21 protein-coding genes are annotated in these 17,257 nt (G+C 37.4%); 16 read left to right on the top strand and 5 right to left on the bottom strand.

The window, feature by feature from the left end; translation table 11 throughout:
* Positions 1-234, bottom strand: a complete 234-nt coding sequence (locus tag ACTIEV_RS08745) for a hypothetical protein (protein ID WP_322195958.1) — start codon at positions 232-234, stop codon at positions 1-3.
* A 678-nt stretch (positions 235-912) separates the two neighbouring features.
* Between ACTIEV_RS08745 and ACTIEV_RS08740 the strand changes: the two genes are divergently transcribed.
* From ACTIEV_RS08740 to ACTIEV_RS08730, 3 genes are all read left to right on the top strand, one after another.
* Positions 913-1,377 (top strand): low molecular weight protein-tyrosine-phosphatase, encoded by a 465-nt coding sequence (locus ACTIEV_RS08740; RefSeq protein ID WP_322195957.1) that lies wholly within the window; start codon positions 913-915, stop codon positions 1,375-1,377.
* Between the two features lie 6 nt (positions 1,378-1,383).
* Positions 1,384-2,751 carry a histidine--tRNA ligase gene (hisS, locus tag ACTIEV_RS08735; RefSeq protein WP_322195956.1) on the top strand — a complete coding sequence of 456 codons (1,368 nt, stop codon included), beginning with the start codon at positions 1,384-1,386 and terminating at the stop codon, positions 2,749-2,751.
* A gap of 124 nt (positions 2,752-2,875) precedes the next feature.
* A complete protein-coding gene (locus ACTIEV_RS08730; RefSeq protein ID WP_322195955.1) occupies positions 2,876-3,388 on the top strand; it encodes a hypothetical protein in 513 nt (170 codons plus the stop codon).
* Between the two features lie 83 nt (positions 3,389-3,471).
* Here ACTIEV_RS08730 and ACTIEV_RS08725 read toward each other — a convergent pair whose 3' ends face one another.
* On the bottom strand, positions 3,472-3,864 hold the full coding sequence (locus ACTIEV_RS08725) for a hypothetical protein (RefSeq protein WP_322195954.1): 393 nt from the start codon (positions 3,862-3,864) through the stop codon (positions 3,472-3,474).
* A 100-nt stretch (positions 3,865-3,964) separates the two neighbouring features.
* Complete coding sequence (locus ACTIEV_RS08720) at positions 3,965-5,164, bottom strand: thiolase family protein (RefSeq protein ID WP_322195953.1); 1,200 nt, start codon at positions 5,162-5,164, stop codon at positions 3,965-3,967.
* 266 nt (positions 5,165-5,430) lie between these two features.
* On the opposite strand from ACTIEV_RS08720, the gene rlmN reads away from it, so the two are divergent.
* From rlmN to ACTIEV_RS08655, 13 genes are all read left to right on the top strand, one after another.
* Positions 5,431-6,474, top strand: coding sequence for a 23S rRNA (adenine(2503)-C(2))-methyltransferase RlmN (rlmN, locus tag ACTIEV_RS08715; protein WP_322195952.1), 1,044 nt, complete (start codon positions 5,431-5,433; stop codon positions 6,472-6,474).
* A gap of 213 nt (positions 6,475-6,687) precedes the next feature.
* Entirely contained in the window at positions 6,688-7,716 is a 1,029-nt protein-coding gene (locus ACTIEV_RS08710; RefSeq protein ID WP_322195951.1) for a pseudouridine synthase, read from the top strand.
* 164 nt (positions 7,717-7,880) lie between these two features.
* Positions 7,881-8,588 (top strand): RluA family pseudouridine synthase, encoded by a 708-nt coding sequence (locus tag ACTIEV_RS08705; protein WP_322195950.1) that lies wholly within the window; start codon positions 7,881-7,883, stop codon positions 8,586-8,588.
* 133 nt (positions 8,589-8,721) lie between these two features.
* Positions 8,722-9,249: a hypothetical protein gene (locus ACTIEV_RS08700; RefSeq protein ID WP_322195949.1), complete on the top strand. Its 528-nt coding sequence runs from the start codon at positions 8,722-8,724 to the stop codon at positions 9,247-9,249.
* Between the two features lie 11 nt (positions 9,250-9,260).
* Positions 9,261-9,449, top strand: a complete 189-nt coding sequence (locus ACTIEV_RS08695; RefSeq protein ID WP_322195948.1) for a hypothetical protein — start codon at positions 9,261-9,263, stop codon at positions 9,447-9,449.
* 383 nt (positions 9,450-9,832) lie between these two features.
* Complete coding sequence (locus ACTIEV_RS08690; protein ID WP_322195947.1) at positions 9,833-10,663, top strand: hypothetical protein; 831 nt, start codon at positions 9,833-9,835, stop codon at positions 10,661-10,663.
* A gap of 333 nt (positions 10,664-10,996) precedes the next feature.
* Entirely contained in the window at positions 10,997-12,091 is a 1,095-nt protein-coding gene (locus ACTIEV_RS08685) for a hypothetical protein (RefSeq protein WP_322195946.1), read from the top strand.
* A 68-nt stretch (positions 12,092-12,159) separates the two neighbouring features.
* On the top strand, positions 12,160-13,137 hold the full coding sequence (locus ACTIEV_RS08680; protein ID WP_439516357.1) for a 3-oxoacyl-ACP synthase III family protein: 978 nt from the start codon (positions 12,160-12,162) through the stop codon (positions 13,135-13,137).
* 6 nt (positions 13,138-13,143) lie between these two features.
* On the top strand, positions 13,144-13,737 hold the full coding sequence (locus ACTIEV_RS08675; RefSeq protein WP_439516356.1) for a hypothetical protein: 594 nt from the start codon (positions 13,144-13,146) through the stop codon (positions 13,735-13,737).
* Between the two features lie 18 nt (positions 13,738-13,755).
* Positions 13,756-14,247: a hypothetical protein gene (locus ACTIEV_RS08670; RefSeq protein WP_322194917.1), complete on the top strand. Its 492-nt coding sequence runs from the start codon at positions 13,756-13,758 to the stop codon at positions 14,245-14,247.
* Positions 14,248-14,530: 283 nt separating this feature from the next.
* Positions 14,531-14,761 (top strand): DUF433 domain-containing protein, encoded by a 231-nt coding sequence (locus ACTIEV_RS08665; RefSeq protein WP_178889600.1) that lies wholly within the window; start codon positions 14,531-14,533, stop codon positions 14,759-14,761.
* Positions 14,745-15,074: a hypothetical protein gene (locus ACTIEV_RS08660; protein ID WP_439516355.1), complete on the top strand. Its 330-nt coding sequence runs from the start codon at positions 14,745-14,747 to the stop codon at positions 15,072-15,074. Before ACTIEV_RS08665 ends, ACTIEV_RS08660 begins: the two co-directional genes overlap by 17 nt.
* Before the next feature lie 58 nt (positions 15,075-15,132).
* Entirely contained in the window at positions 15,133-15,258 is a 126-nt protein-coding gene (locus ACTIEV_RS08655) for a hypothetical protein (protein ID WP_322194911.1), read from the top strand.
* Positions 15,259-15,308: 50 nt separating this feature from the next.
* Here ACTIEV_RS08655 and ACTIEV_RS08650 read toward each other — a convergent pair whose 3' ends face one another.
* Both ACTIEV_RS08650 and ACTIEV_RS08645 read right to left on the bottom strand, forming a co-directional pair.
* A complete protein-coding gene (locus tag ACTIEV_RS08650; protein WP_322194909.1) occupies positions 15,309-15,731 on the bottom strand; it encodes a retropepsin-like aspartic protease in 423 nt (140 codons plus the stop codon).
* Positions 15,732-15,949: 218 nt separating this feature from the next.
* Positions 15,950-17,227 carry a metal-dependent hydrolase family protein gene (locus ACTIEV_RS08645; protein ID WP_322194906.1) on the bottom strand — a complete coding sequence of 426 codons (1,278 nt, stop codon included), beginning with the start codon at positions 17,225-17,227 and terminating at the stop codon, positions 15,950-15,952.
* Positions 17,228-17,257: the final 30 nt, after the last annotated feature.

The following is a 17,257-nucleotide window of genomic DNA, read 5'->3' as shown; positions in this document are numbered from 1 at the left end:
TTAATAATCATGCTTAATCCCTCTGTACAATCTAAACCCACCATACAATAAAAACACGCCCCCCATTAAGTATCTGAACATTGGTTCAACCAATAATAGCTGCTCAATTTTTAACTTTTCAGCCAGCAATAACAGCACCGCAGTTCCAAGTATAATCACCGCCATGGAAAGATCATAGATCATGCGCATGATTCGGTAACTTTTCTGTTGCCTTTCTCTGAAATCCGTTGCCATACTATTCGTTTTTATACCCGGGGGTGGGCAATTTAGTCAATAATTTTATTTGTTAGCCGAAATCAAGCTGTCATTTTCTGATAAAATCGGTTGATTTAATATTTAGATGCCTGATCGATTTCTTTCCATACTGTCATATGTTAAAGAGCTAATAAGTGTTAGTGTGGTAGGGAGTTGACAGATGACAGTTGACAGTTAACAGTAAGCCAACTGCTTATGGGTAATGGCTAATAGTTACTTTCTGTCAACCGTCAACTGTCAACTATTTGCTGCCCCTCTATTTACAGAGGGTTGACAGATGACAGTTGAGAGTTGACAGCGGGTTAATGGGTTATAGTTAATAGCTTATGATTTTTTTCTGTCAACCGTCAACTGTCAACTAATTGCTGCCCCACTATTAGCACAGGGTTGACAGATGACAGTTGAGAGTTGACAGCGGGTTAATGGGTTATAGTTAATAGCTTATGATTTTTTTCTGTCAACCGTCAACTGTCAACTAATTGCTGCCCCACTATTAGCACAGGGTTGACAGATGACAGTTGAGAGTTGACGGTTAGGAAATTGCTAATGGGTAATAGCTTATGGCCTCTACTTTCTGTCAACTGTCATCTGTCAACTATTTACTAGCCCCCCCATTTGCCATCCCCCATTCGCCATCCATCTGCTATCTTTGTTGGCATGAAAGTATTGATGGTCTGTTTGGGGAATATTTGTCGCAGCCCTTTAGCAGAAGGAATTCTTCAACAAAAAGCAAGGGAAGCAGGATTAGCATGGGAAGTAGATAGTGCCGGTACCGGAAACTACCATATTGGCGAACCACCACATCAGCTTTCACAGAAAGTAGCACGTTTGAATAGCATTGATATCGGGCAACAGCGTTGTCGCCAGTTTCACCCGAAGGATATGGACCAATTTGACCTGATTTATGTGATGGATCACAACAACTATCAAGATGTGAAAAGAATGAGCGGAGAACGATGGAACGAATCAAAAACAAGATTAATACTTAGCGAAATTGATAACAGCGATGATGCGGTTCCTGATCCATGGTATGGTACGGAAAAAGATTATCATCATGTTTTTGCTTTGTTATCAAGCGCATGCGATCATATTATTCTGAAATACAATCAGTCTAACAAATAAAGAAAGATGAGCAAACCCGGATTACCGCAAGGAACCAGAGATTTTAGTGCAGCAGTTGTACGTAAGCGGAACTATATTTTTCAAACCATCAAAAATGTTTTTGAACTGTATGGTTTTCAGCCATTGGAAACCCCTGCCATGGAAAACCTGGATACATTGATGGGGAAATATGGCGAGGAAGGTGATAAACTGATTTTTAAAATTCTGAACAATGGTCTCGACAACCCTTCTAAGCAAGAACAAATAATCGCTGATTTTCAAAAAGTATTGGAAGGGAAAAATACAAAAGGTATTACCGAACGCGCATTGAGATATGATCTTACCATTCCCTTTGCACGGTATGTAGCCATGAACTATGGACAACTCACCCTGCCATTTAAACGTTATCAGATACAACCCGTATGGCGCGCCGATAGACCCCAAAAAGGACGTTATCGTGAGTTTTATCAGTGTGATGCTGATGTGGTAGGTAGCAATAGTTTATTGAATGAAGTAGAACTCACCAATATTTACGCCACTGTTTTTGATCAATTAGGCATACCTGTTGAAATCAGAATCAACAGTCGCAAAATATTGGCAGCACTGGCAGAAGTATGTGGTGGTGCAGATAAAATGATCGACATCACTGTTGCGATTGATAAACTGGACAAGATTGGTATTGAAAAAGTGAAAGAAGAATTGACAGAACGTGGATTGAACAATGATCAGATCAGCATCATTGAAAAATATCTTTCGATCACCGGCACTAGTGATGAAAAAATCATACAGCTCGAGTCACTAATCGGCAACAATGAGATCGGACAGCAAGGAATCATAGAAATCAAACATGTTCTTTCCAACAGTCAACTGTCAACTATCAACTGTCAACTTATTCCGGATTTTACACTCGCCCGCGGACTCAACTACTATACAGGTATCATCTTTGAAGTAAAAGCTTTGAATGTGCAAATGGGAAGTATTGGAGGTGGCGGTCGATATGATGATCTCACCGGCCTATTTGGTGTGCCAAATGTACCCGGAGTAGGTATCAGCTTTGGTGTGGATCGTATCTATGATGTAATGGAAGAATTACAATTGTTTCCGGATACCGTTCAAATAGGATCTAAAGTACTCTTCTTCAATTTAGGAGAAGCGGAAAGTAAAAATGCATTCTCTCTTTTGCAACAACTCAGACAATCAGGTATTGCAGGAGAATTGTTTCATGAGCAAAGTAAATTTGATAAACAATTCAAATACGCGGAGAAAAAGAATATCCCCTTTGTCATCATCATCGGTTCAAAAGAAATGGAGAATGGAACCTGTGTGGTGAAAGATTTGCAGAAAGGAACTCAGGAAGAGATGGCACAGGCTTCGTTAGTGGGGTACTTTAAGTAGTCCATAGTTGATGGTCCATAGTACATGGTAAATATTGAACTTAAACCATGGACTATGGACCATCGACTATCAGCCATCCGCTATTCTGGCATAATATTCGCAACCCATAGCGGAAATAAGCGTTATGAGACAGTGTTTTCCGATCATATTTTTTGGATTCTTGTTTGTTATGAGCTGTGGCAGAAAATCTGTTCCGCAAAAAACAAATAATGTCAAAGTACATTCAGGTCCGGTTGTGAAAACACCTGAGCCTACCAAAGACAATACTGTGCCTGCTTTGATCAATAAATCCAAAGTAGAAAAAGAGGAACCATCAGAGACCAAGGTTGAAAAAAAAGAGGAATTACTTCCCATGATCGTAATTGATGGTATGGGTAATGTGATCACTCCTAAAGAAAAACTTCCTGAAGCCATTGCAGCAAAAGCAGATTATCGTGTTATGAGCCGAGCATTCACACCCAATCAAAGAACCAATCTTATTTATCGATATAAAATTGTACCTCCTCGCATTTTGTTTGTACCCGAGAACTATATTAAAACAACAACACGAGGGAAATATATTGTTTACAGAAAAAAGTTTTGGTATTGGCAGAAAGAGGATGGGTTATTTTATTTAGATGAGACTTATTATAATTAAGAGTGGCTTATGGTCTATGGTAAAAGAAAGGGGCTGCATCAAATGTTTGATACAGCCCCTTTTAAATGATGTGATAGACTAGACTATTTAGCAGTTAATTTGTTGATACAATTGATGAATATGGTATGAGCCCTATCGATGGCAATGCCATCAGACTTGGTTCCTTCCAATGCATATCCACCTGCATTAATACTCACGCCAATTACCTTTTTATTGGCATCTCTTTTAAACTGGGCACTTCCATCATAAGCGGTGATCGAAAAAAGATCTTCTCCTATTTTTACCAAAGCTGAGTTGCCGATACTTGAACCCATCACCAATCCTGCCCCTTCTACTGAAACAGTTACTTCTGCAACAATACTTCCTTCAGGAAATTTATACTTACCTACAAAATCTTGTAATGTGCTGTCTTTATCTTGTGCATGTGCAAATGCAACAACGCCTAGCATGAGGCAGATCATCATTAATTTTTTCATGTGTATTCAGGTTTTAGTTTTTTAAGCGAAACGATTCTCAAAATGAAAAGTTACAGAAAATAGACAACTATGAAAAATGGCTTTTGGTTATCAAATAATCCTAAACAGACAAACCTTCATAAATGACGGCTGCACCTTGTCCAACCCCAACACACATCGTTGCTAAACCATATTTTGATTTCCTTCTGTTCATTTCATGCAATAAAGTGGCAGAGATCCTAACACCACTACAGCCCAATGGATGTCCTATTGCTATAGAGCCTCCATTTACATTCACTTTTGAGATGTCTAATTCTAAATCACGTATACAAGCGAGACTCTGAGAAGCAAATGCCTCATTCAATTCAATGAGATCCAAGTCTTTTACCTGAAGTCCGGCCCTGATCATGGCTTTTTGAGAAGCAGGTACCGGACCTATTCCCATGATAGCAGGATCTACACCTGCAACACCCATCCCTGCAATTCGAGCAATGGGTTTGAGATCAAACAACTTCACTGCTTCTTCACTCGCCAATAACATGGCTGCTGCTCCATCATTAATACCGGATGAATTACCTGCGGTAACGGTTCCGTCTTTGGCAAAAGCAGGTTTCAATGATGCCAGTTTTTCCAAAGATGTTTGTCTCGGATGCTCATCTTGATTAAACCAACTGATCAATCGATCATTGATCATTTCTACCGCAACAATTTCGTCATCCCATTTACCTGCCTCGAGTGCCGCAAAATATTTCTGCTGAGATGATAATGCGAATACATCCTGTTCTTCTCGACTAATTTTCCAATCATTCGCCACATTTTCGGCTGTCTCACCCATACTGTAAGGATGATACATACTCGCCAATTTTTTATTGATGAAACGCCAGCCTATAGTGGTGTCAAAAGTTTCTATTTTTCTGCTCCAAGCGCCATCACTTTTAGCCGTTACAAAAGGAGCACGTGTCATACTCTCTACACCTCCGGCGATATACAACATACCTTCTCCACACATAATAGCGCGAGAGGCATCCATAACAGCTTGTAAACCACTGGCGCACAAACGATTTACCGTATTACCTCCCACTGTAACCGGAAGTCCGGCCAATAATGCTGCCATACGGGCTACATCTCGATTGTCTTCTCCGGCCTGATTAGCAGCACCCGCAATCACGTCTTCAATAGCGGCAGGATCAATGGTATTATTTCTCTCCAAAAGTGAAGTGATAACATGTGCCAGTAGATCATCCGGACGAATCGAACTTAATTTACCTCCATATCTTCCGATGGGTGTACGAACCGCATCTATTACATAACAAGCATTCATATTGCAACGATTGATGCGCAAGATAAGAGAGAAGAAACAAGAAACAAGACACAAGACACAAGGAAGATACAAGAGACAAGTAACAAGCGTTAAAGTCTCGACTTGACCTGACAGTCAAGCAATTGATGTATAACTTGCGGCTTGCAGCCTAAAGCTTGAATCTTTCTTGTGTCTTGTTTCTTCGTTCTTGACTCTTCCTTGAGCCTTGTTTCTTATTCCTTGTTTCTTAATTTCTTATTCCTCTGTTTCTCCGGTATCTTTGCAGGATGAATACGGAATTACCAAATATCAGACGCTTGAGTATCAATGAGTTGGAAGAATACTTTCAAAACATTGGGGAGAAAAAATTCCGTGTAAAGCAGGTTCATGAGTGGTTATGGCAGAAACATGCGCATCATTTTGATGATATGACCAATCTGAGTAAAGACCTACGTGCTAAACTTGCTCAAACTTTTACACTGCCCGCTTTAAAAGTAGATACGGTTCAATACAGCGAAGATGGTACCATCAAAAGTCGTTTTCGCACACATGACAATCATCTTGTGGAAGGCGTATTGATTCCTACAGACGAAAGAAAAACAGCCTGTGTTTCTTCACAAATTGGCTGTAGCCTAAGTTGTAAGTTTTGCGCCACCGGATATATGGATCGCAAAAGAAACCTGACCTATGATGAAATCTATGATCAGGTGGTACTGATTAATAAAGAGAGCGAAGAAAAATTCAATAAAAAACTTTCCAATATTGTGTTCATGGGTATGGGTGAGCCCTTACTGAACTATGGCAATGTGATGAAAGCTATTGAACGCATTTCCGCAGAAGACGGTTTGTTTATGAGTCCAAGAAGAATTACTGTTTCTACTGCAGGTGTTGCAAAAGCCATTCGTAAGTTGGGAGATGACCAGGTTCGTTTCAAATTAGCGCTTTCATTACATGCTGCCAATGATGCAAAGCGAAATGAGATCATGCCGATCAATGAAACCAATAATATCAAAGTACTGATTGAGGCGTTGAATTATTTCTACAAACAAACGGGTAACGAAATCACTTTTGAATACATCTTGTTCAAAGATTTTAATGATTCGCAAAAAGATGCAGAAGAATTAGTTAAGATATACAGACAAGTACCTGCCGACTTAGTAAACATCATCGAGTACAATCCCATTGACGCATTCAAATTCACAAAGCCAGATGAAGATGGCATCATGAACTTTATGAAGTTCCTGGAATCCAATCGTGTCAATGCCCGACTCAGAAGAAGCCGTGGAAAAGATATTGATGCTGCTTGTGGACAGTTGGCGAATAAAGGATGAGTAGAGAGCTGCTAGCTTCTAGCTGCCAGCTCCTAGTATAATACCAATAAATAAATCTCCTATATAAACTGTACCTTGCAATTTATTTCTTTCTCTAGAAGCTAGAAGCTAGAAGCTAGAAGCTAGAAGCTAGAAGCTAGAAGCTAGAAGCTAGAAGCTAGAAGCTAGAAGCTTACAGCTCAATTACTGTTGTAAAACAGCAAAAACAAAAACATGAAAAAAAGAACAGACAACTTCGACAAGTTTGCCAATCAGAAAAAAGGTAGTGCTATTAAAGAAGCTTTCCGCCAGGAAAAGAAAAAGATAAAAGCTGAAGCCCGTGCCGCAGGAGAAGAAATGCGGAAAAAGAAAATTGAAAAAATGAGGGGGGTGGAGGAGAAAGCTACAAGCTTCAAGCCACAGGCTTCAAGTAAGAAATCAAGTAATAAGTATTCCAAGAAAGAAAGTAAACCAGAAGTCCAACCCACTGATATTCCATTAAAGAATACGGGGACTGACGAGCAGATGCCTTTGAATAAATTCATTGCACATGCAGGTGTTTGTGGACGAAGAGAGGCTGCTGATCTGGTGAAAGAAGGTAAAGTAACGGTGAATGGCGATAAAATCTTTGAACCCGGTTATAAAGTCTCGTCAAAAGACAAAGTAATTGTAAAGGGTAAACAGGTTTTTCTACAACGCAATGCAGTGTATATCTTATTGAATAAACCCAAGGATTATATTACTACGGCTAATGATCCACAAGGACGAAAAACTGTTTTAGATCTCATCAAAGGTGCTACGCCGGAACGTGTATATCCTGTAGGCAGACTTGATAGGAATACAACCGGTGTTTTGATATTAACAAATGACGGAGAGCTTGCACAAAAATTAACGCACCCTTCTTTTGAAGTAAAAAAAATCTATGAAGTAACACTGGATAAACCGGTGATTAAAAAAGACCTTGAAGCCATCATGACCGGTATTACTCTGGAAGATGGTTTTGTACAAGCAGACGCTGTTGCATATGCGGATGACAAGAATAAGCATATCGTAGGAATAGAAATTCACAGTGGCAGAAACCGAATTGTTCGCCGCATTTTTGAACATTTGGGTTATGATGTCAAAGGTTTGGATCGTGTCATGTTCGCCAACCTCACCAAGAAGAATGTAGACCGAGGTAAATGGCGTTTCCTGAATGAGAAAGAAGTAAGACTACTAAAGTTTATGAATAAGTCATTTGTGAGGAAAGCTGGTAGATCATAGTCGATGGTCCATAGTCCATAACGAATGGCTTATTGTTCATGGCTAATAGTTTGATCAATATATTATTCAAACCACTTGACAATATGCTATAACCTATCTGCTATCACCCAAAACCTATTACCTATCACCCATTTGCCATAACCTATCAGCCATAAGCTACTACCATGCGCCCAACGATCATTTTTGAGAATAGTCATTTCATAGCAGTTAACAAGCCGTCGGGATTATTGAGTATCCCCGATAGACTTGGACAGGAGCTTTCGTTGAAAGAACTACTGAAAAATAGTTATGGAGAAATTTATACTGTTCATCGTTTAGATAAAGACACTAGTGGGATTATTGTATTTGCCAAAGATGAAGAAACACATAAACAACTGTCGCAATTATTTGAAGGAAGGGAAGTTGAGAAATTTTATCTTGGACTGGTACATGGAAAACTGATCAATGAATCAGGCAGTGTTGATGCAGCCATTATGGAACATCCCGGTAAAACAGGGAAGATGGTGACGCATGTAAAAGGAAAGTCTTCACTAACAGATTATCAAGTATTAGAAAGTTTTCGTTTGTACAGTTGGTTACAGTTTCAGATTCATACGGGAAGAACACATCAGATTCGTGTGCATATGCAGCATCTGGGGCATCCTATTGTTTGCGATGAATTGTATGGAGATCCTGCTCCTATTCTTTTATCCGCCTTGAAAAAGAAATTTAAGTTATCAAAAGACGCAGAACAAGAAAGACCGCTCATGTCTAGATTGGCTTTACACTCTTACAAGCTTTCTTTCACACTAAATAATGAAAGATTTGATCTGGAAGCAGAATTGCCGAAAGATTTGAGAGCCATGTTGGCGCAGTTGAGAAAATTGGGTTGAGTCTTGCACAGAAAAACTGAATTTAAACTTTTGGAAATTTTTAGAACTTTCTAAAGTTATTGCACACATCGAATCAATCACTTTAAGCGAACTTTCTGTTAATTACTAACAACACATTTCGTATCTTTATAAGGTGGCAAAACAGACCAAATATCATTTAGGAATTGAGATTGATAAGCTAACAAACAGCATAGTTAATACTATTTCAGGCGATAGTTTTCCAACCGATGTTCAACCTGTCGGGAAAGCGGACTTAAAAAATATTACCAAGAAAAATGGCTGGCTTTTCAATTGGGCAAATGAGTTTAAGTTAACAGACAGACAAATCTTCAAACTGACAATTAGGAACAATCCTGATATTATTCAAGGGCTTTTAAGTATCAGTGATTATAACGACCATTTTTATTTACATCTTATTGAAAGTTCACCATTCAATTTAGGGAAACGTAAACTTTATGAAGGCGTTCCTGGTAATTTGTTCGCTTTCACTTGTAAATCTTCATGGGACAAAGGCTATCAAGGCTTTGTTTCTTTCACTTCCAAGACAAGACTGATTGAACATTACGAAAAAAATTTAGGTGCTACTCATGTTGGCAACCATAAAATGGTAATATTCCCAAAAGAAGCACTTAAGCTAATTAAAAAATATTTTCCGACTTAAATTACAAGACAATGGGATACATAAAAGAACCGGCAGGTGTTGATTTTGTAGTTGATCCAACGCCCTTGACAGCAGCAGACAGAAAAAAAATAAGTGAGATAATTGCTTATTACAAAGCAACAGGAAAAAAAATGCCACTACAAAAGCCAACGACAAAAACGCGTTTGACTAATGCCAATAAAAAAAAGGCATTGGTATAATTCAACTTATAAGCATTCTAACGACAAAACAGCTGCAGATAACAAAAGTATCGTTCTAAAATTTTTCAAAAGTTTTAGAACCATAACCAATAGGGATTCAACTGCTTTCCGTACCTGAGTGATATCATCTTCAATGCATCCATGTGTTTTTTTTGTTTGTTGTTCACCTTTTAAAAAGTATGAGCAACCGATTCCCTGTAATATATATAAGGATATACCACCGCAGTGTGGAAGATAGCTCGAATGAGCAGTGGACGATATTCAAGTGAACATCGAATGAATAGCGGACCTATAACGGACTTGTAACGCACTTATAACGGAGGAAAAACGCCGTAACACTATCACTTTACATAAATTTTGTATATTTATTGAAAACCTATTTCATGGCCCGTCAAAATAATCTTTTGAGGCTAAGTGGAAGTGTTGGAGAAATGGTTCATTACGAACGTAATGGTCAATTTTTCACCCGTACAAAGCCTGCCAAAGTAACCCAATCTGAAAACTCACGAAAAGCAAGCGTTGAGTTTGGTCGCGCCAGTGCGGCGGCTTCTATGTTAATGAAAGGTTTTCATCCATTGCTAAAGATAGTTCCACATACAAGTGCTTATCATCGGCTTACGAGTGCATTTTACCAAATGATGCATAGGAATACAACCAATGCCATTGGCAAAAGAACGATTACCGAGGGTGATCCAAGTCCTTTGCATCGATTTCGGTTTAATGATGCCTGCTCAATAGACCGTCTTTTAAAAATTAAATTACCTCCAATACGGGTAGTGCCCAAATCTAGTATTTGCTTTGATCTCCCTTCTTTTTGTGTGCAAGATGTTTGTCCTGAAAAAACAAATGCAGAAGCGATACGCATTCAACTGATCTGTATGGTGAGTGATTTTTTATTGGATACGGGAAATGTTTTTTACTTCGATGAATTAGATATTGCCATCGAGAGTAAATCTTTTGAAGGAGGCACCGTAAGCATCCCCCTAAACAGTACTAATAATAAACTAGTGGTTTGGGGCATGAGTGTTCATTATCTTAACAATAACCACACACCCTATCAAAATAAAAAATTTACCGCTTTTGATATTATTGATGCTCTTATTATTAAGAAAGGAGAAAGAGTTTTTTTTACAAATCCGGAACGGGTGGCGAAACCGGTGATTGCTGAGAAAGTAGAACGGTTGCCTTGGAAGTTTAAGAAAACAAAGGAGTAAGGTTGAAATGACTTCTTGAGATAGTAAATAGATCATATCAAATCATTCCTGCTAGTTGAATTGTTATAAAAATATTCTATCGCAATACTTAAGGACTTAAGCTTTTGGAAAGTTTTAGAACTTTCAAAAAGATATTGCACACTAGATCAGCTATCTATTTAGGGAAATAAAAAGACCAAATGAGCATTGCTGTTTTTGTCTGGATTACTTCTTGTTTTCAGGGTAATGTATTGATTTTCAATAGTATGATTTTTTTTGAATATGTATGATGAATTTCTTATATTTACTAGCTGTGTGCAACTATACATCTAATTCATAATTAAACTTAAAAATATGAAACAACATAAACCTTTTATATTAACTCTATTCGTCTTTACTGCAATAGAGGCTTCCAGTCAAAATGTTTGGACGGAACTCAAAACGCCTTCAAGCTCTATCATAGGCCAACTTGTTCTTAAAAATGGACTCAATAACCAAGGTGTGACAAATGAAAAAATAACAACTTATGAAGGAGTCTCACAACTGACAAAGGCGGACTTTCGTCAATGGACAATTCACTTAACATCTGCTTTATCAACAAGTAAGACTAAGTTTATTTCAGCAACATATAAAAACATAAAAATTGACGCATTGAAGGATAAAGAAATATTCAATGATTCAAAGTATTATGAAAACTTCTTCATTTATAGGGCAAAAAAAGCGGATTCTGTGACATTTACTTTTGTAAAACAATTTGATGCAAGCTTAAGTCCAAGTGAAAAGCTAAGCGACAGCTTAGAAATAATTACCAAATTGAAGGCTAAGTTTCCTAATCTAGACTCTTTACAAATAACTTACAATTTAAAAGACACAATAAAATACTTAATTGCAAACCCCAACGTGTATTTTGAAGCAGAAGCCATACAATTCCAAGCAAAAAAATCATTTATTCTTCTAAAGAATAAATTTGAACAGCGTGTTTTTATAGACTATCCAGAGGACAATCAAGAAGAAGACTTATTAAAAGCAGCAACTAATTATTCAAAGGGCGAGAAGAAAACTATTAACATACCTTTTAAGGGCGGAATTTCAATTGAACTTTTCACTAGTGATATAGAAGTAAATAACTTCAATCGAATAGATACAACCTTTAGATTGAGTATAGACGTTTCTAAAACATATAGAAACGAATGTTACTATCACCCAATGCCATACATATTTGATTTTGACCAAAGCAGTATTCGTACTAAGATTTATACTGCAAATGAAAATATTCTACTTACAACATCTGACAATAATCAATTTTTGGTTGTTTACCTAACAATTAATGCGACTCAGAAAAAAGATGGAGTTGCACTGCAAAGACGCCTTTCTAATGGGTTTCTTGCCAATAGAATAGATTACTTAACACTCAATTTTAAAAGATATAATCGACAAACTATCCAATAGCTGCACACAACAAAAGGTTTACCGAAAGCATTTTTACACACCCTACTAACACAACCAGACAGACCTAAATGGGAACTATTATTAAATCATTTGGACACTTTATACCAACGCAATGTTTGACCAATTCTGAATTAGCAAAACGTTTTGATATAACAGAAGAATGGATTATTGAAAGAACAGGAATTGAAGAACGCAAATATTTTGCAGAAGGTGCAACTTCTGATATGATACTTAAGGCAGCCTTGCAATGTTTAAGTAAAACTAATGTAGAACCAAAAGACATAGACTGCATAATTGTCGCAACTATGACACCCGATTTTTATTGCCCTTCAACTGCTGCCATAGTTCATCAAAAGTTAGAAACTAAAAATGCTTGGGGCTTTGATATTATGGCTGCTTGTAGTGGTTACATTTACGCTTTAGAATTAGCCGCATCATTGATTAATTCAAATGCCTATAAAAATATTTTAGTTTGTGGTGCAGACAAATTTAGCTCAATTATTGACCCATTAGACAGAAAAACAGTTTTGGTTTTTGCAGATGGTGCAGGAGTTTCATTGCTTCAATATTCTGAACTAGAAAATAATATTACAGACATTTTATGTAAATTAGATAGCACTTATGCAATGGATGTAAATATGCTTAATGGCGGTAGCCAAACGCCATTGACAAAAAAAAATATTGTCGAAGACAATCACTATTTGCGTTTCAGCAGTAAAAGAATATTTGAACACGGAATAACTTTAATGCAAAATGCTATTGAAGAAATTTTGAAAAGAAATAAAATTACTTTCGCAGACATTGATTTTATTATACCACATCAAGCTAATAAAAAAATGATAGAAGTACTGGCACAAAGGCTTGTTATTCCAATCGAGAAATTCATTATTAATATTGAGCGTATTGGCAACACAAGTGCAGCGACTATTCCAATTGCAATTTCACAAGCATTGGAAACAAAAACGCTGAAAGGTAATGAAAGGCTTCTGTTGGCTTCTGTTGGTGCAGGGTTTACTCATGCGGCAAGTTTAATAACACTTAAATGAAAGAGGATGAAAAAAATAGAATACAAACTTCTTCCTAAAATAACTGAAGAAATAATCCAAAACAGATTTTCTTGTTTCAGTGAAAGTCTTAATTACTACAAAGACCTTGATTCAACAAGAGAAGTTTATGATGAAAACAGTTTTCATTTGGTATTTTATATAGATGGTAAATTTGCTGGCTACACAAGACTAACACCTTGCCCATACAACTATATGAATCATACTTCAAAAAGTAAAATAGAAATTCCAAATGATGATTATACTTTTGAGATGGGAAGGACATTTGTTTTGCCAGAATTTAGGGGTATTAAACTTGTTAGCTTAATTCTGCTTGTTGGGCTTCACATTTCCGAAACACTCGGTTATAAAAAGGCAATCGGTAATGAATCATATGAGGCTCATCTAAAAATGCCAACTGCAAATGGATGGGAATTTATGAATATCATTGCTGACTTTCATATGCCTTTCAGTAATAAAGGCTATCATACTTTTTATTTAATACAATGCGACTTAAAAAAGACAAAAGAGTTCAGACGACAGAGAATATTGGAATTCAAAAAATGGTTTGCAGACAACAATTACGAATTTGAATTATTTTAAACCTTTAAAAAATAAAAAATGAAAAGAAGAATTATCATAAGTTTTGCAAGTATTGCCCTGCTATTTACGGCCTGCAAAAACTCAACAGGAAATAAAACAGATTTTGACCCAGCTACACTAACTAAAGAAGTAACAGGAAGTGAAAATGCTTTATTCTCGCTACTAAAAGAAGGTAAAATAAATGATGCTTTTGCAATGCACACTAACAATGCTTTTTACAGAAATATTGTTGACGGTATTAGCAGGACACATTCTCAAATGGACTCTGTACTTAAAAGCAACGCCTCTAAGAATGTAAAGTCTTACGACTATTCTATTTCAACCAGAGACTTTTTAATTATTGACAATTCCAACGTTTTAGAAACAGTAGAAGCCAACAGAAAATTAATCAACACAGCAGACAGCACGATAGAAAGTAAGCCCGTAACACTTTCAATACTTTGGACGAAAGACAATACAAAATGGAATGTTTCTTATTTGCATAGTTCCTACAAATTGAAAAATAATTAAAGTCCCAAAATATGCCAGTAGGCAACAAAAGTATTTGCAAAAGCAGGGCTGGACATTGAAACATCAGCTATATGCAGACATCAGCAGCGGTTCGAGCTCGACGATCAATGTTCAGCTTTAGTTCATAACTTAAACAACAAATTTTTCAAATGGGCATTTGTACCGCGCTGGACAATCAATGAATTCCAGCCTTCGCAAATACTCGAACGTTAGCGTAAAACCCCTTACGCGACCCTCAAATTGATTTGAAAACATTATCGTAACTTTAAATAAAATTTGAAAAATGAAATACGGAGAAATTAGCATAGATCCCGATGTGATGAGCGGCGCTCCCGTATTTGTAGGAACCCGCGTTCAAGTACAAACCCTTTTTGACTATATCGAAGGTGGTGAAGACCTGGACGAGTTCTTAGACGATTTTCCAACCGTTTCCAAAAAATCCGCATTAGCTGTTCTAGAAATGGCTAAAAAAACGCTCACATCTCAGAAAGTGTTGCATGAAAATTTTGCTTGATGAGAGTTTACCTCGAAAATTGAAAATGGACTTCGGTGTTGGTAACGAGGTCTGGTCTGTTAGTGATAAAGGCTGGCTGGGAAAGAAAAACGGCGAGCTACTAAAATTAATGATCGCTGACAGTTTCGACTTATTTGTGACTGTCGATCAAAACTTACAATACCAACAAAAAATCGAAAAGCTTCCACTTACAATCGCGGTCTTATGTGGGGCAGATAATCGGCGTAGTACCCTTCAAAATCTCATACCATTGCTTTTTGCAAGACTTAATGACGGCGACCTGCCTAACGTTATTGAAATATCAGTAATTTAAATGTTTACCGATAACAGTAGTTTTGTAAAGTTGGACGACAGTATAAGAAAGACCACTCATGTCTAGACTAGCATTACATTCTCATAAACTTTCTTTTACCCTGAATAACGAAAGATTTGATCTGGAAGCGGAATTGCCGAAAGATTTGAGAGCGATGTTATCACAACTGAAGAAGCTTGGTTAATCATAGAATAGAAAAATGTAACCAATAAGCTATTTAATAAGATTGCTCTTCTATCTCTTACTATTGGGTTTCCACATATCCTTTAAGGCTTTCAAGTCTTTTATCATATGCTCTGCTACTTTAGGATTGATGATGACTTTATCATGTTCAAAATCCAACTTGATACGCCATTTCTGAAGTGTATTGACACCGATAATGGCTTCTTCACTTAAACCGGGTACCACCATGAATTCATCGCTGAGACGAATGTATTCATGATAAAAATCTGCTCGCATGGCTTCTTCTATTACTACACAATGAGAAGAACTGGCTGTACCTATTTCCATGGGCTCATACAGCTTAGTAGGTGTTTCAATTTCGTGTGCAACGTCCATATTCAAACAAGAATAAGTAGCTCCGCTATCAAATAAAGCATACACCATTTTTTCACCCTTCGAGCCTGTAAATCTTAAAGGAATTCTGATAATACTCATACCATTTTTATTTTATGATGATAGTAATTGTTCATCGTAGCCCTTCCTATCACCTCAAAAATAATGATGCTATGATCGAATAAAAAATAATCTTTATTTGATTATAAGCTGACGCGAATTGATTTTTATTTTCTCACTTCACATCAGACAAAGTCTTACAGGCGTGTAATCATTCCTTACTTCAACATTGAAAATTCGACATTCAATATTCTTCTGTTTCAATCGTTTTTATACACCACTCCATTCTTCATCACAAACTTCACTTTACCCATGGAAGCAATGTCTTTCACCGGATCTCCATCAACAGCAATGATATCAGCCAGTTTATCTTTTTCAATCACACCAATTCTATCATCACCCAGCAAATCTGCAGCATATAAGGTAGCTGAACGAATGGTTTCTAATGCCGGCATACCTGCTTCATGCATGTATACAAACTCAAGCCAGTTTTTTCCATGGGCATACACGCCTGCATCAGTACCAAAGGCAATTTTAACGCCTGCTTTATAGGCATTTGAAAAAGTGTTTTGAATTTTAGGACCAATGGCAATGGCTTTAGGTGTTACCAACTCCGGATAATAACCTGGCTTTTTAGCGGAATCACCCACAGCTTTTCCCGCTGTAATGGTAGGCACATAATAAGTTCCCATTTTTTTCATCAATCCCATCACTTCTTCGTCCATATAAGTTCCATGTTCAATTGAGTTTACACCGGCTACTACTGCTCTTTTCATCGCTTCTTTACCATGACAATGTGCGGCCACTTTAAAACCATAGTCCTTAGCTGTTTCCACAATTGCTTTTATTTCTGCTTCCGTAAACTGTGGATTCTCTCCACTTTTTGCAACACTTAATACACCACCCGATGCGGTGATCTTAATCACATCACTTCCTTCTTTATACCTTTGTCTAACCGCTTTTGCCGCCTCGTCTGCACCATTTACCACGCCTGCATCCGGACCCGGATCTCCCATCAAATCTCTTCTATAACCATTCGTTGGATCAGCATGTCCACCGGTAGTGGCAATCGATTTTCCCGCAGTGTATACACGTGGACCTTTGATCAGCCCCTTATTGATGGCATTCCTCAAAGAAATATTGACACCACTTCCTCCAAGATCACGTACGGCTGTAAAACCTGTCATGAGTGTTCTTTCTGCAAATACCACTGACTGGTAAGCATAATCTGCCGGATTGTAAGTAAATGTTTCCATATACTTACCCGGGTTGGTTTCACTTTCCAGATGCACATGCATATCAATCAAACCCGGCATGACTGTTTTCGATTTTAGGTCAATCAGTTTTTCACCCGCGGTAGCATTTTTATATCCCTTCACTACTTCCACAATTTTATTTCCTTCTGTTATAATGGTCATTTCTTTTAGTAGTTGTAGATTTTTTACGTCTACCAGTTGGCCACAATGCATAATGGTTCTTTGTGCCAACAGCGGAGTGAATGTGATCAAGCACATAATGAATAACAGAAAATTTCTCATGGTATATTTTTATGATTAGGGATATTAAGA

Origin of the sequence: Sediminibacterium sp., from assembly GCF_051861365.1 — a bacterium.
Taxonomy (GTDB): Bacteria; Bacteroidota; Bacteroidia; order Chitinophagales; family Chitinophagaceae; genus Sediminibacterium.
This window is presented reverse-complemented; position numbering and strand designations above follow the sequence as displayed.